This is a genomic window from Lysobacter tyrosinilyticus (assembly GCF_054779815.1).
In genome coordinates, this window is sequence record NZ_BAAGXN010000001.1 from 664,855 (window position 1) to 688,744 (window position 23,890).

The 23,890-nt window shown below is 67.0% G+C and carries 17 protein-coding genes; 6 read left to right on the forward strand and 11 right to left on the reverse strand.

Annotated features, from left to right (window positions below):
• Positions 1-40 precede the first annotated feature (40 nt).
• Positions 41-4,762 carry a DEAD/DEAH box helicase gene (locus ACYVGK_RS02750; RefSeq protein WP_460731690.1) on the reverse strand — a complete coding sequence of 1,574 codons (4,722 nt, stop codon included), beginning with the start codon at positions 4,760-4,762 and terminating at the stop codon, positions 41-43.
• Positions 4,763-4,968: 206 nt separating this feature from the next.
• Between ACYVGK_RS02750 and ACYVGK_RS02755 the strand changes: the two genes are divergently transcribed.
• The 4 genes from ACYVGK_RS02755 to ACYVGK_RS02770 all read left to right on the forward strand — a co-directional run bounded on the left by ACYVGK_RS02755 (position 4,969) and on the right by ACYVGK_RS02770 (position 7,956).
• Complete coding sequence (locus tag ACYVGK_RS02755; RefSeq protein ID WP_460731691.1) at positions 4,969-5,661, forward strand: alpha/beta hydrolase; 693 nt, start codon at positions 4,969-4,971, stop codon at positions 5,659-5,661.
• An 11-nt stretch (positions 5,662-5,672) separates the two neighbouring features.
• Complete coding sequence (locus ACYVGK_RS02760) at positions 5,673-6,818, forward strand: sensor histidine kinase (RefSeq protein ID WP_460731692.1); 1,146 nt, start codon at positions 5,673-5,675, stop codon at positions 6,816-6,818.
• Positions 6,815-7,549, forward strand: coding sequence for a LytR/AlgR family response regulator transcription factor (locus ACYVGK_RS02765; RefSeq protein ID WP_460731693.1), 735 nt, complete (start codon positions 6,815-6,817; stop codon positions 7,547-7,549). The genes ACYVGK_RS02760 and ACYVGK_RS02765 overlap by 4 nt, the downstream gene beginning before the upstream one ends.
• 116 nt (positions 7,550-7,665) lie before the next feature.
• Positions 7,666-7,956 carry a DUF6916 family protein gene (locus ACYVGK_RS02770; protein WP_460731694.1) on the forward strand — a complete coding sequence of 97 codons (291 nt, stop codon included), beginning with the start codon at positions 7,666-7,668 and terminating at the stop codon, positions 7,954-7,956.
• Here ACYVGK_RS02770 and ACYVGK_RS02775 read toward each other — a convergent pair.
• The 4 genes from ACYVGK_RS02775 to ACYVGK_RS02790 all read right to left on the reverse strand — a co-directional run bounded on the left by ACYVGK_RS02775 (position 7,933) and on the right by ACYVGK_RS02790 (position 10,233).
• Entirely contained in the window at positions 7,933-8,415 is a 483-nt protein-coding gene (locus ACYVGK_RS02775) for a GNAT family N-acetyltransferase (protein WP_460731695.1), read from the reverse strand. The genes ACYVGK_RS02770 and ACYVGK_RS02775 overlap by 24 nt on opposite strands.
• An 89-nt stretch (positions 8,416-8,504) precedes the next feature.
• Positions 8,505-9,047, reverse strand: coding sequence for a phage tail protein (locus ACYVGK_RS02780; RefSeq protein ID WP_460731696.1), 543 nt, complete (start codon positions 9,045-9,047; stop codon positions 8,505-8,507).
• A gap of 64 nt (positions 9,048-9,111) precedes the next feature.
• Positions 9,112-9,642: a phage tail protein gene (locus tag ACYVGK_RS02785; RefSeq protein ID WP_460731697.1), complete on the reverse strand. Its 531-nt coding sequence runs from the start codon at positions 9,640-9,642 to the stop codon at positions 9,112-9,114.
• A gap of 60 nt (positions 9,643-9,702) precedes the next feature.
• Complete coding sequence (locus tag ACYVGK_RS02790; RefSeq protein ID WP_460731698.1) at positions 9,703-10,233, reverse strand: phage tail protein; 531 nt, start codon at positions 10,231-10,233, stop codon at positions 9,703-9,705.
• A gap of 319 nt (positions 10,234-10,552) precedes the next feature.
• Here ACYVGK_RS02790 and ACYVGK_RS02795 point away from each other — a divergent pair, with 319 nt between their 5' ends.
• Positions 10,553-16,378, forward strand: a complete 5,826-nt coding sequence (locus tag ACYVGK_RS02795) for a putative Ig domain-containing protein (protein ID WP_460731700.1) — start codon at positions 10,553-10,555, stop codon at positions 16,376-16,378.
• A gap of 133 nt (positions 16,379-16,511) precedes the next feature.
• A complete protein-coding gene (gene hemC, locus ACYVGK_RS02800; RefSeq protein WP_460731701.1) occupies positions 16,512-17,432 on the forward strand; it encodes a hydroxymethylbilane synthase in 921 nt (306 codons plus the stop codon).
• Positions 17,433-17,445: 13 nt separating this feature from the next.
• Here hemC and ACYVGK_RS02805 read toward each other — a convergent pair whose 3' ends face one another.
• From ACYVGK_RS02805 to ACYVGK_RS02830, 6 genes are all read right to left on the reverse strand, one after another.
• The gene (locus tag ACYVGK_RS02805; RefSeq protein ID WP_460731702.1) at positions 17,446-18,087 is read right to left on the reverse strand and encodes a DUF481 domain-containing protein; all 642 of its coding nucleotides are present in this window, start codon (positions 18,085-18,087) and stop codon (positions 17,446-17,448) included.
• 152 nt (positions 18,088-18,239) lie between these two features.
• Positions 18,240-19,187, reverse strand: a complete 948-nt coding sequence (locus ACYVGK_RS02810; RefSeq protein WP_460731704.1) for a dimethyl sulfoxide reductase anchor subunit family protein — start codon at positions 19,185-19,187, stop codon at positions 18,240-18,242.
• Between the two features lie 31 nt (positions 19,188-19,218).
• Positions 19,219-19,569, reverse strand: coding sequence for a ribonuclease E inhibitor RraB (locus tag ACYVGK_RS02815; protein ID WP_460731705.1), 351 nt, complete (start codon positions 19,567-19,569; stop codon positions 19,219-19,221).
• Positions 19,570-19,589: 20 nt separating this feature from the next.
• Entirely contained in the window at positions 19,590-20,450 is an 861-nt protein-coding gene (locus ACYVGK_RS02820) for a 4Fe-4S dicluster domain-containing protein (protein ID WP_460731706.1), read from the reverse strand.
• Positions 20,447-20,677 carry a hypothetical protein gene (locus tag ACYVGK_RS02825; RefSeq protein WP_460731707.1) on the reverse strand — a complete coding sequence of 77 codons (231 nt, stop codon included), beginning with the start codon at positions 20,675-20,677 and terminating at the stop codon, positions 20,447-20,449. Before ACYVGK_RS02825 ends, ACYVGK_RS02820 begins: the two co-directional genes overlap by 4 nt.
• Positions 20,674-23,859, reverse strand: coding sequence for a molybdopterin oxidoreductase family protein (locus tag ACYVGK_RS02830; protein WP_460731708.1), 3,186 nt, complete (start codon positions 23,857-23,859; stop codon positions 20,674-20,676). The genes ACYVGK_RS02825 and ACYVGK_RS02830 overlap by 4 nt, the downstream gene beginning before the upstream one ends.
• Positions 23,860-23,890 lie beyond the last annotated feature (31 nt).

The window sequence follows — 23,890 nt, forward strand, 5'->3', positions numbered from 1 at the left end:
TGCGAGCAAAGCAGCGGAGCAAGCTCCGCTCTACAAGGCGCTACGCGTCGGGAGCGGTCGCGTCGTGGTCGAGCCAGGCGCGCAGCGTCGCGGTCAGGTCGAGATCGGTGGCGTGCAGGTCCGGCTCGCGCATCAACACCTTGTGCGCGCTGCGCTGTTCGGTGGCATCGAGTTCCGCGAGCCACGTCACCTCGCCTGCCACCAGCGTCGCCACCGGCAGGCCATCGCGCCACAGCATGCGCGCGCCGAGCTGGCGCGGAACCTTGGTGCCCGCGACGACGGTACCGATCAGGTTGAGCGGGTCGAGCGCCGACAAGGCCAGCCATTCGCCATCGCTGGCGCGCTTGCGCATCTGGCGCAGCGCCGTGATCGCCTCGGGCAGGGCGAACTGTTCGCCGGACAGGCCCGCGATGAAGCGGCCGCCGCGGATCTCGCCACGGGCTTCGAGGCGGTGGTACACGCGCAGCAGGTCGCGCCATGCCGGCAGCCAGGCGGCTTCACGTTCGAGTAGGCGCCAGCTGACCACGCCGTAGCGGCGCAGCAGGGTGCGGGCAATGTGTTCGAGGCTTTCGGGTTCGAGTTTCTCTTTTTGCCCGTCATTCCCGCGAACGCGGGAAGCCAGTGGCGTTGCCCTTGCGGCGTCATCGAAAGGCGCTGGGTCCCCGCTTGCGCGGGGATGACGGCGTGTGAGCGTCCAGCGCCCGGCATCCTCGATGCCGAGCAGTGCGGTACGGCGGCCGCGACGTCCGAAGGCGTGCGAGCGCTTCGACTGCGGCACCAGCAGTGCGCGCAGGCCGGCGAAGCTGTCGCAGGTCACGCGGCCGCGGGCGACCAGTTCGGCGAGCGCGTCTTCCAGCTCGGTATGCAGCAAGTGCGCACCGATGACGAGTTCGTCGAAGAAGGATGCGCCGTGGTCCTTCAGGTAATCGGCGACGCGCTGCGCACGCGACGATAGCGTCGGACCCTCATCGAGCGACGCCGCGGTCAGCGGTGACCAGTGCGACAAGTGCCGGCGCGGCAGCAGCACGATGGGCGTGGCACGCACCGGTGCGGCGCGCGCGGCAGCGTTGGATTCCGCACTCGCGCCACGCAACCGCGTCCAGGCGATGCGACCCGCGGTGCACAGGTCGTCGAGCCACGAGATCGAATAGTCGTTGACGCGCGCGGGCAGCAGTTCGCTTTCCCAGGCGCCGGCCGGCGCTTCGAACCCTTCCAGCTGCGCGAGCACACCGGCCAGCGCTTCCGGGCCGCTCACCCGCGCCGACTTCGCCACGCGCTGCCACGCGAACAGGAAGCGCATGAAGTCGCGCGGTTCCACCGGTTCGATTTCGCGGCGCAGCTTGCCGATGGTGTAGCGGTGGATGCGGGCGAGCAGGTGGCGTTCGCACCATTCCTCCTCGATCGCGTGCGGCGTGAAGCGGCCGCGCATCACGTAGCCCTCGCTTTCCAGTGTGAGCAGGGCGATGTCGACGTCGGTCTGCGCCACCGCGTATGCCGTCGCGAGCGCGGCAGCGGGTGTGGGGCCCAGGCCGGTCATGCGCGAGCGCAGCAGTTCGACCAGCGCGGTTTCGCGGGTCCAGGTTTCCTGGGCGAATTCGGCGGGGGCTTGGATGGTGGGGGTGCGCTTCGCGTCGGGGTGCAGCGCTGCAGCTTGTGGCAAACGTTCCGCGGCGACCCACAGCTTTTCCCCTTCTCCCTCCGGGAGAAGGTGGCGCGTAGCGACGGATGAGGGTTCGGCGGAGTGGGGATCCTCGCCGATCGCAACGGCGGTACTGAACTCGTATTGCGAGGTTTCGGCTTCGTCACTTCGCCCGACCCTCACCCCAACCCCTCTCCCGAGGGGAGAGGGGCTTAAGAGCGTCGCCCGATGATCTTTGGCTAGCGTGTGCAGCCATTGCGTCCACGCGTTGGCTTCTGCCTCGCCTTGCGTCACACACCCCAGCCCCATCAACGCATCATGCATCTCATCGGCATTGCGCACCTGCGGCCAGGCTTGTTCGCGCACGTCTTCGATCGCGCCCGGATCCAGCCGGCCGAGATCGTCGGCGCTGTCGGCATCGGCGTAGCGGCGTGCCATCACCGCCTGGGTGCGGCGCTCCTCCAACGGCGCGTCGTCGAGGAAGGCGTACGGGCGGGCATTCAAGGCTTCGGCGGCGAACGGCGAGGGCGCGGTGAGGTCGCGCGCGATCACTTCGACCTCGCCCGTCTCCATCCGCTGCAATAGCGCGAGCCAGCCGTCGGTATCCATCGCCTCGTGCAGGCAGTCGTCGAGCGTCTGCGCGACCAGCGGGTGATCGGGGATCTCGCGCTCGCCGACGATGTTTTCCTGGCAGGCGACCTGATCCGGGAACACCGTGGCCAGGAGGTCCTCCGACTTCATGCGTTGCAGCTGCGGCGCCACTTTCTTGCCGCCGACGAAGCGCGGCAGCGCGAGCGCGGTGGTCGCGTTCCAGCGCCACCGCACGCCGAACAACGGCGCGTCGAGCAGGGCCTGGATTAGGACATGTTCGGCCGAGGCCGAATGCAGGTACTTGGCGACTTCGATCAGCGGGAAGCTGTGGCTGGTGGACAGCGACAGCACGATCGCGTCCTCGGTCGCCGCCGCCTGCAGTTCGAAATTGAACTTGCGACAGAAGCGTTTGCGCAGCGCCAGGCCCCAGGCGCGATTGAGCCGGCTGCCATAGGGCGAATGGATGATCAGCTGGGTGCCGCCGGATTCGTCGAAGAAGCGCTCCAGCACGACCGTCTGCTGTGTCGGCAGCGCGCCCAGCGACGCGTACTGCCGCACGAGATAGTCGGCGAGCTGCAACGCGGCTTCGGGTGCCAGGCCGATCTGCTCATGCAGATAGCGGGCGACGCGCACGCTGCCGGGTTCGGTCGATTCCACCGCCAGCAACGCGGCGACCTCGCTGCGCAGGCGTGATACGCCCAGTGAAAGTTCGTCGCTGCGTCCCGGCGCTTCGCCGAGCCAGAACGGAATCGTCGGTGGTGCGCCCTGCGCGTCCTCGACCCGCACGCGTCCGGGTTCGACGCGCAGGATCCGGTAGCTCGCATTGCCAAGCTGGAAGATGTCGCCGGCGATGCTCTCGATGGCGAAGTCTTCGTTGATGGTGCCGATGTTCTGTGACTGCGGCTCGAGGATGACGCTGTAGTCGGCCATGTCGGGAATCGTGCCGCCCGACATCACCGCGGTCATGCGCCCGCCCGTGCGTCCGCGCAGGCGCTTGTGCACGGCGTCGCGATGCAGGTAGCCGGCGCGTGCGCCCCGACGGGTGCTGAAGCCGTCCGCCAGCATCTTCACGGTCGCGTCGAAATCCTTGCGGGCCAGCTGCGCGTATGGCCAGGCGCGGCGGAACCAGTCGTACAGCGCATCCTCTTCCCATTCGCGCATCGCGCACTCGGCGACGATCTGCTGCGCGAGCACGTCGAGCGGCGCGCGCGGGATGATCAGGGCATCGAGTTCGTTGCGCCGGACGCAGTCGAGCAAGGCCGCGCATTCGGCCAGATCGTCGCGCGAAGACGGAAACAGCCGGCCCTTGGGCACGCCGCCGACGTGGTGGCCGGAACGGCCCACGCGCTGCAGAAATGCGGCGATCGCACGCGGCGAAGCGAGCTGGCAGACCAGGTCGACATCGCCGATGTCGATGCCCAGTTCCAGCGACGCGGTGGCGACCAGCACCTTGAGCTGCCCGCTCTTGAGGCGCTGCTCCGCATCCAGGCGCAGTTCCTTGGCCAGGCTGCCGTGATGCGCGGCGACGTGCTCCTTGCCCAGTCGTTCGCCGAGGTGGCGCGCGGCGCGTTCGGCCATGCGCCGGGTGTTGACGAAGACCAGCGTGGTCGCGTGCTGTTCGACCAGTTCAGCGATGCGCGAGTAGACCTGCTCCCACTGGTCGTTCGACATCACCGCCTGCAACGGCGTGGGCGGCAGCTCGAGCGCGAGATCGCGGCGTTTCGCGTAGCCGATGTCGACGATCTCGCAATCCGGTGTGCCATCGCCATCGACGTAGGCACCGCCAACCAAGAAGCGCGCGACTTCGTCGACCGGCTTCTGCGTTGCCGACAAGCCCACGCGGGTAATGCGGCGACCGCACAGCGCTTCCAGCCGTTCCAGCGATAGCGCCAGGTGGCTGCCGCGCTTGCTCGCGGCGACGGCGTGGATTTCGTCGACGATCACGGTCTTCGCGGTCGCGAGCATCGCGCGGCCGGAGTCCGACCCTAGCAGCACGTACAGCGATTCGGGCGTGGTGACCAGGATGTGCGGCGGCTTCTTGCGCAGCTGCGCGCGTTCGCCCTGCGGCGTATCGCCGGTACGCACCGCAGTGCGGATCTCGACGTCGGGCAGGCCCAGGCGGGCGAGTTCCGCGCGGATGCCTTCCAGCGGCGCTTCGAGATTGAGGTGGATGTCGTTCGATAGCGCCTTCAGCGGTGAGACGTAGATGACGTGGGTCTCGTCGGACAGCCCCTGTGCCAGTCCCTCGCGCACCAGCGCATCGATCGCGGAAAGGAAGGCGGTGAGGGTCTTGCCCGAACCGGTCGGCGCGGCCACCAGGGTGTTGCGGCCGGAGCGGATGGCCGGCCACGCCAGCGTCTGGGCCTCGGTCGGCCCCGGGAAGGTGCGCTCGAACCAGGACGAGACCGCGGGATGGAAGCTTGTCAGTTGAGAGCTGGAGAACGACACACCGCGATTATCCCGCCCCACGGCCGGTGCGGCCTGAATGGTCGTGGCGGCATCTGAAAAGTTCAGGCGGATCTGGCCCGGCATGGGGTGAGCTTGGGAGCAGGCGGTCTCAGCCGGTGAGATTCGTGGCCAGGCCGGCCTGCCGTACCCGCGACGTACCTGTCCAGTGATGCCGCGCCCGCGGCTGACCATGGTGAAGCGCGGGCTTTGCCCGCAATGGCGCTCAGGTGACGACATCCATACACCGCCATCGGATGACAGCCCCGATTCCCGCCGCGCACAATGCCGGCATGAATGAATCCGTGACCACTCTTCTCGAAACCGTCGAACACGAAACCGGCCCGAACCCGCAGTGGAGCGTGTTGTGGCTGCATGGCCTGGGCGCCGATGGCCATGACTTCGCCCCGATCGTGCCCGAGCTCGTACGCAAAGACTGGCCGGCACTGCGCTTCGTGTTCCCGCACGCGCCGGTGCGCGCAGTGACGATCAACAACGGCGTGCGCATGCGCGCCTGGTACGACATCCGCGACATGAACCTCGCCAATCGCGCCGACGAGACCGGCGTGGATATGTCGGTGCTGCAGACCGAAGCGCTGATCGCGCGCGAAGCCGAGCGCGGCATTCCGGCCTCGCGCGTGCTGCTGGCGGGTTTCTCGCAGGGCGGCGCCATTGCCCTGGCCACCGCGTTGCGCCGCACCCAGCCGCTGGCTGGCATCGTCGCGCTGTCGACCTATCTGCCGATGGTCGAGCGATTGGTGAAGGAAGTTACGACCACGGCCCCGTCGCAACCGGTGTTCATGGCACACGGCCAGTTCGATCCGGTCGTGCCCTACGCGGGCGGCGACTTCAGTGCGCAGAAGCTGCGTGCATTGGGCTTCGCCGTCGACTGGCATGCCTATCCGATGGCCCACCAGGTCTGCGCTGAGGAAATCCGCGACCTGGGCGATTGGATGGGCCGTCGCTTCGCCGCAGGAGCTGGCTGACCCCGCCCGCCATGACCGGCTTGGACTCACGCGAACCCTGGCTGCCTGACATGTGCCGGCTGCCGCGCCTCGCCGTGATGCTGGGCATGGCCGAATTGGTCGTCGTGGTGCTGGCGCTCGCCCCCGGCGGCGCGCACTGGGACCTGGAACGCTTCGTCACTGCCAGCGGCTTCTCGCTATGGCTCGCGCTCACCGCGGCGGTGCTGCTGTGCGTGTCACGACAGCGGTTGTCGCGCCTGCCACTGCCGATCGGTACCGCCCTGGCCTTGCTGGGCGGGGGTGCGATCGCTGCGCTGGGGGCGTCGATGGCTTTCGTGATCGACGGCAGCCTCGGCTACGGGCTGGTGCCGCGCAATGTGTCGATGCTGCGCTTCGTCTGGGGTTCGGCGGCGATGACCACGCTGATCGTCGCGGTCGTGCTCCGCTATCTGTACGTCAACGACGGTTGGGCCGCGCAGGTGCGCGCCAGCGCGCGTGCCGAGGCCGACGCGCTGCAGGCGCGGATCAAGCCGCATTTCCTGTTCAACAGCATGAATATCATCGCCGGCCTCGTGCGCAGCGATCCGGTGGTGGCTGAGCGCGCGGTGCTCGACCTGTCCGATCTGTTCCGCGCCGCGCTTGGGGCGGGCGAGTCGGATTCGACCCTGCGCGAGGAGATCGAGCTGTCCGAGCGCTATCTCGCTATCGAGCAGCTGCGCCTCGGCGAGCGCCTGCGCATCGTCTGGCGCAAGGCCGAACCGCTGCCCTGGCGCATGCCGATGCCGCGCCTGGTCCTGCAACCCTTGCTGGAAAACGCGGTACTGCATGGCATTTCCCGCCTGCCTGGCGGTGGCGACATCGAGATCGAGCTGGCCCAGGTGGGTGACGAACTCGCGATCTGCATCCGCAACCCCGCACCGGCACCGCGCGAGGGCGACATCCTGCCGACGCTCGGGAACGCCCCCGTGGGCAACAACGGGGCGCAACGGGCTGGCAACCGCCATGCGCAGTTCAGCATTGCCCAACGGCTGCGTTATGCCTACGGTCCACGCGCGAGGATGACCGCGGCATGGGACGAGGGCTACTATCGGGTCGACCTCAAGCTGCCGGTCATCACCGGTCGCCTGGGAGCCATGGAAACAAGCAACAAGGGCACCGGACAAAAGAGGACCGCATGAAAGTAGTCATCGCCGACGACGAGCCGCTGGCCCGCGAGCGACTGCGCGGTCTGCTGGCCGACATCAAGGGCGTGGAGGTCGTCGCGGATGCCGCCGACGGCCACGAAGCGCTGCACGCCTGCGCCACGCATCACCCGGACCTGCTGCTGCTCGACATCGCCATGCCCGGCATCGACGGCCTGGAAGCCGCGCGCCATCTCGCCGCATTCGAACCGCGTCCCGCGGTGGTGTTCTGCACCGCCTACGACGCACATGCACTGTCGGCGTTCGAGGCCGAAGCCATCGATTACCTGGTCAAGCCGGTGCGCCCCGAGCGTCTGGCCGCCGCGATCGATCGCGTGCGCACGTTCGCGGCCGGTCGCGAGCAACAAGTTGCCACTTCGCCCGCGCCCAGCCAGCGCCGCACGCACCTGTGCGCGCGTCTGCGCGGCAGCCTGCGCCTGATCCCGATCGAGGACGTGCATTACCTGCACGCCGAAGAGAAGTACGTCATCGTCCACCACGCGCGCGGCGAGGACCTGATCGAGGAATCGTTGAAGTCGCTGGAAGAGGAATTCGGCGAACGCTTCGTCCGCATCCACCGCAACTGCCTGGTCGCGCGGCACGAGATCGTCGAACTCAAGCGCAGTCCCGACGGTCACGTGCAGGCGGTATTGCGCCACGGCAAGCAGCCGCTGGAAGTCAGCCGCCGCTGCGTGGCGGGATTGCGCGACACGCTCAAGCACCTCTGATTCGACATACGTTCGACGCGCGTGTGCCGCGCGCACGACGGTTGTGCCGTATTGTCGAAGCGGTCACTATGCGGCCCTTCGCGCCGCAACTTTGAGCAGGCGCTTCCGGGAGCGCCATGGAACTGCTGACCCTCGATCACTTCGCCGGTTGCGTCAACGACACCTTCGCCGCGCACCTCGACGGCGTCGAAGTGCCGTTCGTGCTGGTCGAGGCCAGGCCCCTGCAGGCGAAGATCGCCGGCGCGATGCGCGTGCCGTTCTCGCTGCTGTTCCGCAACGGCTCGCCCTTCCTGTTCCCGCAAAAGACCTATGTGATGCGCCACGAGCGCATCGGTGAAGTCGGCATCTTCCTGGTGCCGGTGGCGCAGGAACGCCAGGGCTTCCTATACCAGGCCGTCTTCAACTGAGGCCGACTGCCAGCGCATGAGCTGGTGGGTGTCGGCTTCGCCCTCGGCGCGGAAGCCCAGGCGTTCGTAGAGCCGGCGCGCCGCGAGGTTGTGGGTCGCCACGTGCAGGTACATGCCGCATCCGTGCCGGATGGCCTCCTCCTGGCTGCCACGGATCAATGCGCTGCCCACGCCGCTGCCCCGCAGATCCGGCAATAGGGCGATGTCGACGATCAGATGCTCGGGCGTCGCGCGCTGCAGATAGTAGCGACCAACCGGTCCGCGCCCATGCCGTTCGATCGCCAGGAACTCGGCGTCGGCGTAATGCGCCAGGTAGTGCCGATGCTGCAGGGCGAATTGCTGGTCGAGGAAGTCGCGCTTGATCTGGTCCGGCCACGGCACGGGGGCCAGTTCGGCTGCACGGGTGCTGGCATAGAGCCCGCGTAGCCACGGCAGATCGTCATTGTGCAGAGGACGCAAGGAATACCCGCGCTCGAGCAGCGACGCGGGTGTCCGGATATCGCGAACTGACGCCGGAAATGCAGGCAATTCCGGCGCCATCGGTGGCTTCAGCCGAACGACGGGAAGACGCCCTGCAGGGCGATGCAGAAGTTGGTGCCCAGGTACGGCTGCTCGTTCTCGTGCGGCAGGCCGCCGCCGTTGAACGGGCTGATCATGTTCGGCGCGAACTGGGTGTTCGTGGTGCCCGGCGGCAGGAACGGCAGCGTCGTGCCCACGGTCACCGACGACAACGCGTTGCCCGCACTCGGCGACGACGCACGCTTGCTCGCGTCGGACTGCGAGAACAGGGTCAGCGTGTGGTTGTGCGACGGGATCTCGTTGTTGGTGAGCGTGACCGAGCTCGTGCCGAAGGTTTCGCCGATCGTGCGCGGGGTGAGTCCGGGAGCCTGGCCCTGCTCGCAGCCTGCACGCGACGCGAAGTTCGGCAGCTGGAACGTGGTCTGGCCATTGCCGCCGTACTGGGTGCCCAGCAGCGAGAACAGGGCGGTGTTCTGCGCGATCGGCAGCGTCGCGCCGTTGCAGAACGCCCAGCCGCGGGGGTTGAAGTTGAAACCGAACAGCTGGATTTCGCCGATAAAGGGTTCAGTCATGACGTTCCTCCATGGAGGTGCGGCGCTTCAGTCCTGCGCCGCGCGTGAATGCGGGACGGACGAATCAGTTCTGCGACGGGAAGATGCCTTCCACCGCGATGCAGTACTGCACGGTCAGGGTGGGCATGCAGTTCTCGTGCGGTTGCGAACCGACGCTGTTGGTGACGGTCTGCGGAGCGGCCGGAATGCCGGTGAGGCCGGTGATGTCCGTGGCGTACATGGTGTCGCCGCTCACCGTGCCTGGCATGACCGATGGACCCGGCGCGCTCGCCGTGGCCGCGGCGCTGGTCGCATTCACGGTATGCGTGTGCGCCGGCATCTGGGCGACCACCAGAGTCACGCTCTCGGTGCCGGATAGCTCGCCGATGATGCGGTTGGTCAGGCCCGGGCCCTGGCCCTGATGGATCGGCAGGCGTCCGCGCAGATCGGGCACGGCAAAGGTGCTCTGGCCGTCGCCGCCGTAGGTGGTGCCGAGCAGAACAAACAGGGCTTCGTTCTCGGCAATGGACAGCAAGGCGCCGTTGCAGGTCTGCCAGCCCAAGGGTGTGCGGCCGAAGCCGAACATGCGGATTTCGCCTAGAAAAGGAGTGCTCATGAAATGTCCTCTGGAATCTCGCGGAAGAAGGCGCGCCGTGGCGGCGCCGGTTCGCGGTGATCAGTTGCGCGAAGGGAAAATGCCCTGCAGCGCGATGCAGAAGTTGATGCAGCTGTAGGGCTGCATGTTCGGATGCGGCTGTGTGCCGCCGGTGGGCGACAACGTCTGCTGATTCAGAGGTACTTGTGCCCCGCTGGACGGGCCGTAGATCGAAACATTCGGCGCGGCGTACAGGTTGCTGCGCGGATTGCGGGTGGTGCCGGCCGTCGTTGTCGCGGCGACCCCATGGGTGTGCGTCGGGAGGTTGGATGGCAGCAGGGTGACGTTCTCGACCCCGCCGGTCTGGCCAATCTGGACCGACGGCGGTTGCCAGCCCGGGTCCACCGACGTGGCATAGCCGATCGGTGTGCGCCCGCGCATGTCGGGCAGTGCGAAGTTAGTGACGCCGTTGCCGCCGTATTGCGTGCCCAACAGCGAAAACAGCGCTTGATTCTGGTTGATCGGCAGCAGCTGGCCGTTGCATTGCGCAAAGTACTTCGGTGCGAAACCGAAGCCGACCATCATGATCTGACCGATGAAATACTCGCTCATCGAAGCCTTCCCCTCTGGCTGACCGGCGCCTCGTGCGCCGCGGCGTACTGTGACCGCGAACGCGGTTTGGGACAAGTACAGGGCGGAGCGGCCCTCAGACGCTTGGCGGCCCCCGGGGTGGGGGCGCACTTCCGTTGGGCGGGTGTTCCTGCTCAAATGTGAGCGAGTTGGCGGTTTGCCTGCCAGGACGGCTGCATGGGCTCGCGGCTTCAACGCTCAGAGAGACGTCGCGCAAGACGTTGCAGAAGGAAGGCAAGCAAGTCTCAGGGATCACGATCGGTTCGCCTGTTGCGACCGATCCACGTGGGGAGCGGGGAAAATGCAAGTACAGCACGCGGGTCGCGCACTTGGCGCGAAGTCGTTCTTTGGGTTGCACGTATTGCTGATGTGCTTGGGCCTGCTCTGGTCCTCGCTGGCATTCGCGGCGCCTTCGGTTACATGCCCGACGAAAACCGCAACGGTCGCCAACGGCGGCAGTGTGGTGATCGACGTCAGCACCTGCGACGACCCGGACGACTTCGGACTCGGCGCCACCGTTACCCCGCCCAGCCATGGCTCGATCATCGTCAGCACTGTTACGCCGCAGACGGTGACGTACAGCCACAACGGCGACAGCGCCACCAGTGACACGTTCGTGATCAATGACGGCCAGAGTCCGGAAGGCCAGATCACCTTCACCATCACAATCACTCCGCCGGCTTCGGCGATCGTGGTGTCGCCGGCCATCCTGCCGACGCTGACCGCGGGGACGCCCTTCAGCCAGACGCTGACGTCCAGCGGTGGTACTGCGCCCTATACCTACACCGTGACCTCCGGGACCTTGCCGGTGGGTCTCTCGCTCAGCTCCGGTGGCGTGCTATCAGGCACGCCGACCCAGCGCGGCGGTTACAGCTTCAACGTGCGCTCGCAGGATTCGATCAGCGACTTCGTGGATAAGGGCTACACCGGCACGGTGCAGAACCCGAGCCTGAGCCTGACCACGAACACCGGCACCGCCTTTCAGGGCATCGCGTTCTCGCAGACGCTGTCGACCAGCGGCGGCGTCGCGCCGCATAGCTATCTGCTCGAGACCGGCAGCTTCCCGGCCGGCATCAGCATCTCCAGTGCGGGTGTCGTCAGCGGCACTACCGCCGCTGCGGCAGGCAATTATCCGGTCACGCTGCGTGTTACCGATTCCAGCACTGGTCCCGGCAGCTATTTCGAACTTGAGAGCTACACGCTGACGGTGAGCCCGGCGCCGAGCGTTTCGATTGCCGTAGCTCCCGCCAGCGTGAACGAGGACGGCGCGAGCAATCTCGTCTACACGGTCACACGCAGCCTCAACCTGTCCTTTGCCACGGTCGTCAACATCACCACCACGGGCACGGCGACGTCGGGCGTGGATTACACCGGCGCGGTCGCGACGGTCAGCATTCCGGCGAGTGCGACGACTGCCACGATCACGATCGATCCGGTTGCCGACGCGGCGACCGAGGCCAACGAGACGGTGATCCTCACCGTGGCGGCCGGCACCGGCTACACTGTGGGTGCGCCGGCCAGCGCCACCGGCACCATCCTCAACGACGATGTGATCACGATCAGTCCGGCATCGCTGCCGGGCGCGACGGTCGGCACCGCATACAGCCAGACCCTCACCGGAAGTGGCGGCACCGCGCCCTACACCTTCGCCGTCACGGCGGGCGCGCTGCCAGCCGGATTGACCCTGGCGTCGGGCGGCGTGCTGAGCGGTACGCCCACCGCCGGCGGCACCTTCAACTTCACTGTCACCGCGACCGACAGCACCAGCGCCACCGGGACGCGTGCGTATTCGCTGACGGTTGCCGCTCCGACGATCAGCGTCTCGCCGACGAGCTTGCCCAGCGCTACGGTCGGCGCGGCGTACAGCCAGGCCATCACCGCCAGTGGTGGCACCGCGCCGTACAGCTTCGCGATCACCGCGGGTGCATTGCCGGCCGGCATGACACTGGCCAGCAACGGCACCCTGTCGGGCACGCCGACCTCCGGCGGCACCTTCAACTTCACCGTGACGGCAACGGACAGCAGCACCGGTACCGGGCCCTATACGGGAAGCCGCGCCTACTCGCTCACCGTCAACGCGCCGACCATCAGCCTCGCGCCGACGACGCTACCGGCCGCAACCGTTGCCTCCGCCTACAGCCAGAGCATTACGGCCAGTGGCGGCACCGCGCCGTACACGTACGCCGTGACTGCGGGTGCGTTGCCGGCGGGCCTGAGCCTGAGCAGCGCCGGTGTTCTGTCGGGTACGCCCACGTCTGGCGGCACGTTCAACTTCACGGTCACTGCGACGGACAGCAGTACCGGCACCGGGCCGTTTGCCGGTAGCCGTGCCTACGCGCTCACCGTGAACGCGCCGACGATCAGCATTTCGCCGGCGACGTTGCCCAGTGGCACCGAAGCCTCGGCCTACAGCCAGACTGTCAGCGCCAGCGGGGGCACCTCGCCGTACACCTTCGCGATCACCGCGGGTGCGTTGCCGGCGGGCCTGACCCTGAGCAGTGCGGGTGCGCTCTCGGGTACGCCGACGAACAACGGCACGTTCAACTTCACCGTGACCGCGACGGATAGCAGCACCGGCACCGGGCCGTACACCGGCAGTCGCGCGTATTCGCTCACCATCGCGCCTCCGCCGGCGCCCATCGCGAATGCGGTATCGGCGACGGTGGTGTTCAACAGCGGCGCCAATCCGATCACGCTGAACATCACCGGCGGTACGCCCACATCCGTCGCGGTGGCTTCGGCGGCCAGCAACGGCACGGCGATCGCGAGCGGCACCAGCATCACGTATCAGCCGAATACGGACTTCGTCGGCACGGACAGCTTTACCTACACCGCGACCAATTCCGGTGGCACTTCGGCGCCGGCGACCGTGACGATCACCGTCACCGGCCCGCCGTTGCCGATCGCGAATGCGGTGTCGGCGACGGTGGCGCATAACAGCGGCGCCAATCCGATCACGCTGAACATCACCGGTGGCACGCCCACGTCGGTGGCGGTGGGTACCGCGCCGGCGCACGGCACGGCGATCGCGAGCGGCACCAGCATCACCTATCAACCGACCGCGGGTTACGCCGGCCCGGACAGCTTCACCTACACGGCGACCAACCAGAGCGGCACCTCGGCGCCGGCCACGGTCAGCATCACGGTCAGTGTTCCCACGATCGCGGTGTCGCCATCGACGGTGCCGGCCGGTGTTGCCGGCACGGCGTACAGCCAGACGCTCAGCGCGAGCGGTGGCACGTCGGCGTACACCTTCAGCCTGCAGGCCGGCGCGTTGCCGGCCGGCGTGAGCCTGAGCAGCGCGGGCGCGCTCTCGGGAACGCCGACGGTTGCCGGCACGTTCAACTTCACCGCGCGTGCGACCGATGCGAATGGCTTTACCGGCGATCAGCCCTACTCGCTGGTGATTGTCGCGCCGACCGTCACGGTCTCCCCGGCCACGCTGTCGAATGCGACTGCCGGTTTCGCGTACACCCAGACGTTCGTTGGCAGTGGTGGCGCCGCACCCTACAGCTTCAGCCTGGTATCGGGCTCGTTGCCGGTCGGAATGAGCTTCAGCAGCGCAGGCCTGCTCTCCGGAACACCGGTTGTGGCTGGCACATTCAATTTCACCGTTCGTGCCACGGACTCGAACGGCTTCACCGGTGATCACGCGTATTCGCTGACGGTCGACGCACCGACGATCACGGTGTCGCCGTCGACGCTGCCAAGCGCGACCGCGGGTGTCGCGTACAGCCAGACCTTCGTGGCCAGCGGCGGCGCATCGCCGTACAGCTTCAGCCTGGTGTCCGGCTCGCTGCCGGTCGGCATGAGCTTTAGCAGCGCGGGCGCGCTCTCCGGAACGCCGCTCTCGACGGGCACGTTCAACTTCACCGTTCAGGCGACGGATGCGAATGGCTTCACCGGAAGCCGTGCGTATTCGCTGACGGTGACCGCTCCGACGATCACGGTGGCGCCGGCCTCGCTGCCGAATGCCACGACGGGTGTCGCGTACACCCAGACGTTCACCGCCAGCGGTGGTGTCGCGCCTTACAGCTTCAGCCTCGTGTCGGGCTCGCTGCCGGTGGGCATGTCGTTTAGCAGCGCGGGTGTGCTCTCGGGTACGTCGGTTACCAGCGGCACGTTCAACTTCACCGTACGGGCCACCGATACCAATGGCTTCAACGGTGACCACGCGTATTCGCTGATCGTGATCCTGCCGACGCTGACGATTGCGCCGTCGACTCTGCCGAACGGCGTGGCCGGCGTCGCCTACAGCCAGACGCTCACCACCAGCGGCGGCACCGGGCCGTACAGCTACAGCCTGGTGTCCGGCAGCTTGCCGGTCGGCATGTCGTTCAGCAGCGGCGGTATGTTCAGCGGCACGCCGGTGGTGACGGGTGCGTACACCTTCACCGTGCGTTCCACCGACACCGGCTCTTCGGCCACCGTCGATGCGGCTTACACCGTCACCATCGTGTCGCCGACCCTGACGATGACGCCGGCGGCCGGCGCCCTGCCGGCAGGAACGGGTGGCAGCGCGTACACGCAAACCTTCGTCGCCAGTGGCGGCACCGCGCCGTACAGCTACGCGATCGTCGCCGGGGCATTGCCGGCCGGGCTGACCCTGGCCAGCAACGGCAGCCTCAGTGGTACGCCGAGCGTCGCCGGCAACTTCAGCTTCAGCGTGCGTGCGACCGACAGCACCGCGGGCACGGCGGCGACCGTGACGCAGGCTTATACGCTGTCGATCTCCGCGCCGGCGATCACCATCAATCCGCCGACGCTGCCGCATGCGATTTACGGCGTGCCGTACCAGCACGTGCTCAACGCGGTGGGCGGCACCCAGCCTTACGCCTTCGCGATCACCAGCGGCGCACTGCCGGCCGGTGTGACCTTGAGCAGTTCGGGCACGATCAGCGGCTCGACGACGGCCACCGGCAGCTTCACCTTCACCGTCCGGGCCACCGATGCGGTGGGCTTCACCGGTACGCGCAGCTACACCATCCAGGCGGCGCAGCGTCCGGATCCGACCCACGATCCGGATACGCGTGGCCAGCTCAATGCCGAAGTTGACTCGAGCCGGCGCTTTGCCAGTGCGCAGGTCGATAACTTCCAGCAGCACCTGCAGAACCTGCATGACGATCGCGGCGGTGCGCGCTTCAGCAACGGGCTGACGTTCACGACTAGCTCGAAGTGCATGGATGCGATGGGCCGCAAGCCGGGCGACGCCTGCAACCTGGTCGCCTCCAACGACGGCGGTGGCGGTTACACCGGCGCCGAACCGAACGCGGCCGCTTCCGAGTCGAACGGCTCCGCCTTCGGTGCCTGGCTGGGCGGTGTCATCCGCTCCGGCAACCAGGATGGTCGCGGTGGCGGTGAAGGCTTCGACTTCGAAAGCGATGGCGTCAGTGCGGGTCTCGATTACCGCGTCAGTCCGGAGTTCGCGATCGGTGGTGGCATCGGTTATGGCCGCGACGACAGCGACATCGGCGACAACGGCAGCCGCGTAGAAGGTGATGCCTACACGCTCGCGCTTTACGGCAGCTATCACCCGGGCGAGACGTTCTTCCTCGACAGCCTGTTCGGTTATCAGCGCCTGTCGTACGACCTGCGTCGCTTCGTGAGTGCCAATGGCTCCACCGTGCAGGGTTCGCGCGATGGCTCGCAGTGGTTCGCGTCGGTTTCGACCGGTGCTGTGGCCCGAAGCGATGCCTGGCTGTTCTCGCCGTACGTACGCGTCGATATCTCTCGCGCCACGCTGGACGGCTATACCGAACAGGGCGATCCGATCTACGCCCTGGCCTACGGCAGCCAGGATGTGGATGCCACGACCGGCAACGTCGGCATGCGCCTCGCGTACCACCACGCCACGACCTGGGGTGCGTTCGCGCCGCAGCTGCGCCTGGAGTACCAGCACGACTTCAAGGCGGACAGCACCGTGACGATGCATTACGCGGACCTGCTGACGGGACCGGTTTACCGCGCGGATCTCGAGGGCTTCAAGCGCAACCGCGTCATGTTGGGGCTGGGGGCGCTGATCGACCTGCCGCGCGACTTCGGACTGCGCCTGGAATACCGCACGTTGTTCACCAACGACCACAGTGACGACGACGCGGTGATGTTCAACCTCGAGAAGAAATACTGATCGAGGGCATGCGGTAGCAGACGATCGGGGGCCCAGGCCCCCCGATCGTCGTTTTGGGCGCCCGAAACCCCTCTAATAGGGGCCGGCCAGCGCCGGCAGCCGACCCACCGCCCCGACCGGCCATAATGTGCGGATGAAATTGCTCCGCATCGCCACCCGCAAGAGCCCGCTCGCCCTCTGGCAGAGCGAACACGTCGCCGCCGCCCTGCGTGCCGCCCATCCCGGGCTGGAAGTCGTGCTGGTACCGATGAGCACCCGCGGTGACGAGGTGCTGGACCGCTCGCTGGCGGCGATCGGCGGCAAGGGCTTGTTCCTGAAGGAGCTCGAGCTGGCGATGCTGCGCGGCGAAGCCGATTGCGCGGTGCACTCGCTCAAGGACGTGCCGATGGAGCTGGAACCGGGCTTCGCCTTGCCCGCGATCCTGCAGCGCGCCGATCACGCCGATGCCTTCGTCAGCAACCACTTCGACGACATCGCAGCGCTACCCGAGGGCGCCGTGGTCGGCACCTCCTCGCTGCGCCGCCAGGCACAATTGCGCGCGCTGCGTCCCGACCTCCAGTTGCGTGACCTGCGCGGCAACGTCAACACGCGCCTGGCGAAGCTCGATGCCGGCGACTACGACGCGATCGTGCTCGCTTGCGCCGGCTTGCAACGCCTGGGTTTCGATGCGCGCATCCGTTCGCGCCTGGACGCGCCGGACTGGCTGCCGGCGCCGGCCCAGGGCGCGATCGCAATCGAATGCCGCGACGACGATGCCGCGACGCGCGCGCTGTGCGCGGCGCTCGACCATGCCACCACGCGCACCTGCGTCGAGGCCGAGCGCGCCATGAACCTGGCCCTGCATGGCAGCTGCCACGTACCGGTCGCGGCCCTGGCGCGGCTGGAAGGCGAGCACCTGGTGCTCGACGGCCTGGTGGGTTCTGCCCATGACGGCCGCACCGTGCATGCCCAGGCGCGTGGTCGCGGCGACGCGCCGGAAGGCCTGGGCCTGGAAGTCGCGCAGCTGCTGCGTGCGCAGGGCGCCGGCGAGCTGCTGGACGCCGCTCACGGCTGAGCGGGCAAACTGCTCAGAACTGTCGACGGAGACCGAGCCACGCCTCGGCGGTGTCGGTTCCGCTGGAACCGCGCGAGTCGTAGCGGATCACGTAATCGGTCTCGAGTTCCCACTCGCTGGGGAGTTCGACATCCAGCCCCAGCATCTGCTTGACGAAGCGTTCGCCGTTGCCGGTTTCGAACAGCACGCGTTGCTTCCATTGCGCCCATTCGCCTAGGCGCTGGCCCAGGTTGACGCCGCCGCGGAAGACCGGGCCGGGCACCGACACACCATCGTCGTAGAGCGGCGCGAAACGATAGCCGGCGCCGAACTCGACCCCGACCTGGGTATCGCGTTCGCGCACGAGCTGCAGTCCATAACGGGTGCCGATGCGCCAGTCGTTCGAGTAGGCGGCGCGCGAATCGCGCGCGCGTGCCGGCGCGCTGAGTGAACGAGCGACACGCACGCCCGGAAGCCGCGGCTTCTGTCGCGACGCCAGAGGCAGGGGTTCAAGCTGACGCTGCCACTCCTCGTCGCCGCAGCGCACCTGCAGGCAATCCGGACGCCGGTACCAGATCGGATCGATCTGGATCGCTTCCACGGGCACGGCCTGCTGCACCGGCAATGGCGCGGTGAGGAACGGGCTGACGATGGCGAGGAAGCCTGCGGCGAGCATCGCGATTCAAACGTTGGTCACACGCGCCGATTATTGCCGACCTTGGCGCGGGATTCCGGCCCTGTGGCCCAAAACCCCGGCGCTGCTGCTAACCAAATCGAATAACCACCCGGTCAAACGAAAGCACCTGGGCCGGGATCTTGCGGCTTCGCTCAGTAGTACAACGTCACCAGATGCCGTGCTTCGGCAAAGAACAGCCAGCGCTCGACTACGGCTCCCAGGAGCGCACAGCCCGCCGCCACTGCCAACCAGGGCGCCGCGTCCAGATGCACGAACAACCACACCGGCAGCATCAGCAGCACCGGCAGCACCGCGAACAGGATCACCGCGATCCAACGCAGCTTGCGCGAATGCTTGCGTGCCACGACGAACCCCATTTCGCGCGTGAGGTAATTCGTCTCGGTGTGTGGACGCTCGAACACGCCGACCTCGCGTCCGGGCAGACCCACGGCATCCCCGCGTGCCATGGGCAATGGCGTGGTGTCGATGTCATGCCAGTAGCGTTGCTTCACCACGGCCAACACGATCGCGACGAACACGCCCACCATCGCGACACCGTTGTCCACGTTGCCTTGCAGGCCAACGATCGCGGCACACAACAGGCCGCCGGTAAGCAGCGCGAACAGCAGATACACCGGCACGACGGCGCGGTGCCGCCAGGCCGGAATCGGGGGCAGCGAGGCGTAGATCATCGCGGTGCAATACACGGTGACAGGCGCGGCCGCGAGCAGCAGCAGGGCACTGACGGTGCCCAGCACGTTGCCCTGCGCAGTCACGGGGTGCGCCGCGATGCTCTTGCCGAGCAGGACCATCGCGAGGCCCAGCGCGGGCAGATAGGTGAGCAACGCCATCACGCCCTCGCGCGACAGCCACGACGTGCGCCACTGCGAAAACGCGCGCCAGGCGCGCCCGGGCTTGCCCAGGTGACCGAGCGAGCTGATTAGACCGATCGTGACCAGCACCAGCCCCAATGCCAGCGCGACCAGCAGCGACAACGGTCGTCCCCAGCCCAGCACCGATGCCAGCGCGGTCCACGTCAGCAAACCGTAGCCGGCGCCGGACAGGGTGGTGAAGAAGATGACGGAGAAGGCGGGATGCATGCAGCGTTGTCGATGCGAAAAGAAGGAGGGCTTAGTGCGCGGCGTCGATCGGTCCGACGTCCATGCCGTCGTACGAACCCAACCGGTGCTCATTGGCAAATGCGTACAGCGCCTGGTTGCGCGCGTCGAGCGTGTCGGCGGTGTGCCGCTCGGCCTTCTCGACGTGCAGCCACCATTCGATCGCCTCGCCGTCATCGGGCTCGGTCGGGAAGATCTCGACGAGGCGGTAGCCCTGCGCCTCGAGCAGCGGCGCGACTTGGCGCAGCTTTGCCTCGGAAGCGTCGGTGAAGAAATAGCCCCACAACAGCGGCCCCGATGTATCCCACGGTGCATCGCGTTCCATCGCCTCGAACATCTCGACCAGTTGTTCCCGCGTGATCATGGCATCGCTCCTGTAATGGTTCAGCGTGACAGCACGCGATCGAGCCAGCGCAATACCGGCGGCAAGGCCGCGGTGTCGAGCGCTTCCGTCGCGGCTTCAGTGGTGGTGCTCGCGGCGTCACCCGCGCGACGCGGTCGCGGCGGAAGATAGCGGTTGACCGGCTGATAGCCCAGCTCGGGCATCAATGCGACGCCGCCGCGTTCGGCCACCAGCTTCGACACCTTCGATTCGGGATCACCCAGGTCGCCGAAGTGGCGTGCGCGGGTGGGACACACCTGCACGCAGGCAGGCTCGCGTTCTGCTTCCGGCAGGTTCTCGTTATAGATGCGGTCGATGCACAGCGTGCACTTCTTCATCACGCCTTCGACGTGCGAGTACTCGCGTGCGCCGTACGGACAGGCCCACGAACACAGCTTGCAGCCGATGCATTTGTCTTCGTCGACCAGGACGATGCCATCTTCCGCGCGCTTGTAGCTGGCGCCGGTGGGGCACACGGTCACGCAGGCCGGCGTCTCGCAATGCAGGCACGAGCGCGGGAAGTGCAGGGTCATCGCCGGTTGCGCAGCCAGCTGCTGCGCCAGCGGTGCATTCGAACTGCACGCCGTCGCTGAGGTGCTCTGCGCGAGATTGAGCGCGTTGTGTTCGCCCGGATCGTGGGCTGGAGTGTTGAAGTCGGTCGCGGCAAGCTCATAGCTGTGCACGCGGTTGAACCAGACGCCGCTGGGATCTTTGCCGTAAGGCTGTTCGTCGGTCAACGGAGCGGCGAAGCCCCCCGAATTCCACTGCTTGCAACCGACCGCGCAGGCATGACAGCCCACGCAGGTGTCGAGGTCGATCACCAGGCCGAGCTTCTTGGTCGAGGGCGGCGGCAGCGCGGTCACTTTTTCCCCGCTCCATTCTTGCGCGGACCCTTGAGCAGCCACAGGCCGATCACGAACGCGCCCAGTGCCAGCAGCACGCTGGGCGCCAGGCCAATCAGGATGTCGCGCATCGAAGCCGCCTGCGCAGGCAACCCGCCGATCGGATCGATGACGCCGTACCCCAACAGCAGGATCAGCGCGAAGCCGAGAACGACGCAGAAATAGCCGGCGAGCTTGCGGGTGTTCATGACCGTTCCTTGTGTTCGCGTGCCGCGCGAAAGTTTGCGCCGTAGCGCAGCGGCCGGTTGTCGGCTTCGCCCAGCTCCAGCGGCGCGAACTGCGGCGCGCTCTGCCCAGCCGAGTCGGCCTTGGCGATGCGCACGCGCAGATCGAACCATGCGGCCTGGCCGGTGACCGGGTCGGCATTGAAGTAATCGCCGCGCGGGGTGATGTCGCTGATCAGGTGATTGAGCAGGAAGCCCTTCTCGCCTTCCGGCGCATCCTTGCTCAGGCGCCACGCGCCCTTGCGCTTGCCGATCGCGTTCCAGGTCCACACCGTATCGGGCTGCACGTTGCCGGCGAACTTCGCCTGCACGGTGATCGTGCCGTGATGCGACGTCACGGTGATCCAGTCTTCGTCCTGTAAGCCGTACTTAGTACCGGTGCTCGGGTGCAGGTACAGGTAGTTACGCGCGGCGATCTGGCGCAGCCATGCGTTCTGCGAGCCCCAGGCGTGGTACATGAACATCGGCCGCTGGGTGATCGCGCTGAGCGGGAATTCGCCTTCTCCTTCTCCCTCCGGGAGAAGGTGGCGCGCAGCGCCGGATGAGGGTTCGGAGGAGTGGATGTTGTTGCCACTCGCGTTGATGTTCCCATGCTTGCGCTGCGCATCCTGCAATTCGTTCGCGAGCGCCGGCGATTGCCGCTCCGCCGTACCCTCACCCCAGCCCCTCTCCCGGGGGGAGAGGGGCTTTGTCTGCTCGTGCTCAAACGGCTCATACCAGATGGGAAGCGGATCGAAATACGTCGCCACGCGCTCGCGATGCTGCGCCGGTGGTTGCTGTGCACCGAAACCGAGCGCCGCAAGCCGGAATTTCTGCAGCGTCTCCGAGTACAGCTGCAGCGTGATCGGCGCGGTGCCCGCTAGGAAGCCCATGCGCTGCGCCCATTCCAGATAGCCGCGATTGGCCATCTTGTAATAGCGCGCGTCCTCGGGAATCTCGCTGCGCCAGAAGCCGCCGTTAGCGATGTAGCGCTGCAGCTGCTCCGGATTCGGCGCGCCCTTGGCTTCGAGCGAGCCGTCTTCGCCACGCCAGCCGGCGAGTAGGCCGACGCCGGGCGCACGCTCGTGGCGCTGGATGTAGTCGGCGTAGTCGCGATATTTGGCCGAGCCGTCTTCATTGCACAGGCCGGGCAGGCCCAGGCGCGCGCCCAGGTCGATCAGTACGCTCTGGAAGCCGCGCACGTCGCGGCCTTCGCGCTGCTTGGCGGCCTCCAACACCGGATGACGGATCGCATCGATCGCCGCATCCGCATCGGAGATCGGCCGGTCCAGCAGCGAGATCGCATCGAAGCGTTCGAGGTAGGTCGTGTCCGGCAACACCAGGTCGGCGTAGGCGACCATCTCGGACGCGTACGCGTCGGCATAGATGATCCGCGGGATCTTGTACTCACCACCGGCGTCCTTGTCGGTGAGCATCGCGATGGTCTCGCGCGTGTTCATCGACGAGTTCCAGCTCATGTTCGCCATGAACATCATCAGCGTGTCGATCTTGTACGGATCGGCTGCCCAGGCGTTGCGGATCACGCCGTGCATCATCCCGTGTGCGGACAGCGGGTACGCCCACGAGTACGCATGATCGATGCGGCGCGGATTGCCGTTGGCGTCGACGACAAGATCTTCCGGCGCATGTACGAAACCGAGCGGCGCGGCGTCGAGCACGCCATTGGGCTGGCGCGCCTTGCCGGGACGGTTTGGTGGCGCGATCGGCTTGGGGAACGGCGGCTGGTAGCGGAACGAGCCCGGCGTATCCACCGCGCCGAGCAGCAGCTGTAACAGATGCAGCGCGCGGCAGGTGTGGAAGCCGTTGCTGTGCGCGCTGATGCCGCGCATCGCGTGCATGGCCACCGGGCGGCCGATCATTTCCTCGTGCTCGCGACCGTGCGCGTCGGTCCACTTCACCGGCAGTCGGATCTCGTTGTCGAACGCCGCTTCCGCCAGTTCGCGCGCGATTCGGCGGATGGTATCGGCCGGCACGCCGCAGCGTTCGCTCACCGCGTCGGGCGAATACTGCGGATCGAGATAGCGTTCGACCACCAGATGGAACACCGGCACCGCGCGGCGGCCGTCGGGCAAAACGTATTCGCCAACGACAGCCGGAGAGATGTCGATCGCATCGGCGCGCGCTGTTGCTCCCTCCCTTTCGCGTAGCGAAGGGGAGGGTTGGGGAGGGGTGCTCTTGCCGTTGCTGTCGTCTTCACTCGCCAGATCAGGATCAAAAGCAACCCCCTCCCGGCCTCCCCCTTGCGCTTCGCGCAAAGGGGAGGAGACAGCGCGGTTCCAGCACAAAGGCTGTCCGTCGGCATCGCGCGCGAACAATCCGTCATCTTCGCCGTGCGGGTTCTGTACCACCAGCCAGTGCGCGTTGGTGTAGCGCACCAGGTAGTCGAGATCGATGCGGTCGGCTTTGAGCAGCTCGTGGATCAGCGCAAAGGCGAACAGGCCGTCGGTGCCCGGGCGGATGCCGATCCATTCATCGGCGATCGCGCCGTAGCCGGTGCGCACCGGATTCACCGCGACGATCTTGGCGCCGTGGCCCTTGAGCTTGCCCAAGCCGAGCTTGATCGGATTGGAGTCGTGGTCTTCGGCCACGCCCCACATCATCAGGTACTTCGCGTGTTCCCAGTCGGGTTCGCCGAATTCCCAGAACGAACCGCCCAGCGTGTACAGCCCGCCCGCGGCCATGTTCACCGAGCAGAAGCCGCCGTGCGCGGCGTAGTTCACCGTGCCGAACTGCTGTGCCCACCAGCCGGTCAGCGCCTGCGACTGGTCGCGACCGGTAAAGAAAGCGAGTTCGTCGGGATTGCGTTCGCGGATCGGCGCGAGCCAGGAAGTCGCGATCTCCAGCGCCTCGTCCCATTCGATCTCGCGGAACTCGGCCTTGCCGCGTTCGCCCACGCGCAGCAGCGGCTTGTCCAGTCGTGCCGGCGAGTAGTGCTGCATGATCCCGGCCGAGCCCTTGGCGCAGAGCACGCCCTTGTTGACCGGATGCTCGGGGTTGCCCTGGATGTAGCGCACCTTGCCGTCGGCCAGCCACACCTTGATGCCGCAGCGGCAGGCGCACATGTAGCAGGTGGTGGTCTTGAACTCATCGCCCGGTGACGGGGACAAGTCGATTGCGGGCTCGACAGGAGCGGCAGGCGTGCGCATGGCACGATTGTAGAGCCTGCCCGGTACTTGA

What these genes read in the sequence shown, in the direction of transcription:
- ACYVGK_RS02755 (WP_460731691.1), top strand. Translation starts at nt 4,969, where the DNA reads ATGAATGAATCCGTGACCACTCTTCTCGAAACCGTCGAACACGAAACC.
- ACYVGK_RS02830 (WP_460731708.1), bottom strand. Translation starts at nt 23,859, where the DNA reads ATGCGCACGCCTGCCGCTCCTGTCGAGCCCGCAATCGACTTGTCCCCG.
- ACYVGK_RS02785 (WP_460731697.1), bottom strand. Translation starts at nt 9,642, where the DNA reads ATGAGCACTCCTTTTCTAGGCGAAATCCGCATGTTCGGCTTCGGCCGC.
- ACYVGK_RS02810 (WP_460731704.1), bottom strand. Translation starts at nt 19,187, where the DNA reads ATGCATCCCGCCTTCTCCGTCATCTTCTTCACCACCCTGTCCGGCGCC.
- ACYVGK_RS02795 (WP_460731700.1), top strand. Translation starts at nt 10,553, where the DNA reads ATGCAAGTACAGCACGCGGGTCGCGCACTTGGCGCGAAGTCGTTCTTT.
- ACYVGK_RS02825 (WP_460731707.1), bottom strand. Translation starts at nt 20,677, where the DNA reads ATGAACACCCGCAAGCTCGCCGGCTATTTCTGCGTCGTTCTCGGCTTC.
- ACYVGK_RS02780 (WP_460731696.1), bottom strand. Translation starts at nt 9,047, where the DNA reads ATGACTGAACCCTTTATCGGCGAAATCCAGCTGTTCGGTTTCAACTTC.
- hemC (WP_460731701.1), top strand. Translation starts at nt 16,512, where the DNA reads ATGAAATTGCTCCGCATCGCCACCCGCAAGAGCCCGCTCGCCCTCTGG.
- ACYVGK_RS02750 (WP_460731690.1), bottom strand. Translation starts at nt 4,762, where the DNA reads ATGCCGGGCCAGATCCGCCTGAACTTTTCAGATGCCGCCACGACCATT.
- ACYVGK_RS02765 (WP_460731693.1), top strand. Translation starts at nt 6,815, where the DNA reads ATGAAAGTAGTCATCGCCGACGACGAGCCGCTGGCCCGCGAGCGACTG.
- ACYVGK_RS02770 (WP_460731694.1), top strand. Translation starts at nt 7,666, where the DNA reads ATGGAACTGCTGACCCTCGATCACTTCGCCGGTTGCGTCAACGACACC.
- ACYVGK_RS02815 (WP_460731705.1), bottom strand. Translation starts at nt 19,569, where the DNA reads ATGATCACGCGGGAACAACTGGTCGAGATGTTCGAGGCGATGGAACGC.
- ACYVGK_RS02805 (WP_460731702.1), bottom strand. Translation starts at nt 18,087, where the DNA reads ATGCTCGCCGCAGGCTTCCTCGCCATCGTCAGCCCGTTCCTCACCGCG.
- ACYVGK_RS02790 (WP_460731698.1), bottom strand. Translation starts at nt 10,233, where the DNA reads ATGAGCGAGTATTTCATCGGTCAGATCATGATGGTCGGCTTCGGTTTC.
- ACYVGK_RS02760 (WP_460731692.1), top strand. Translation starts at nt 5,673, where the DNA reads ATGACCGGCTTGGACTCACGCGAACCCTGGCTGCCTGACATGTGCCGG.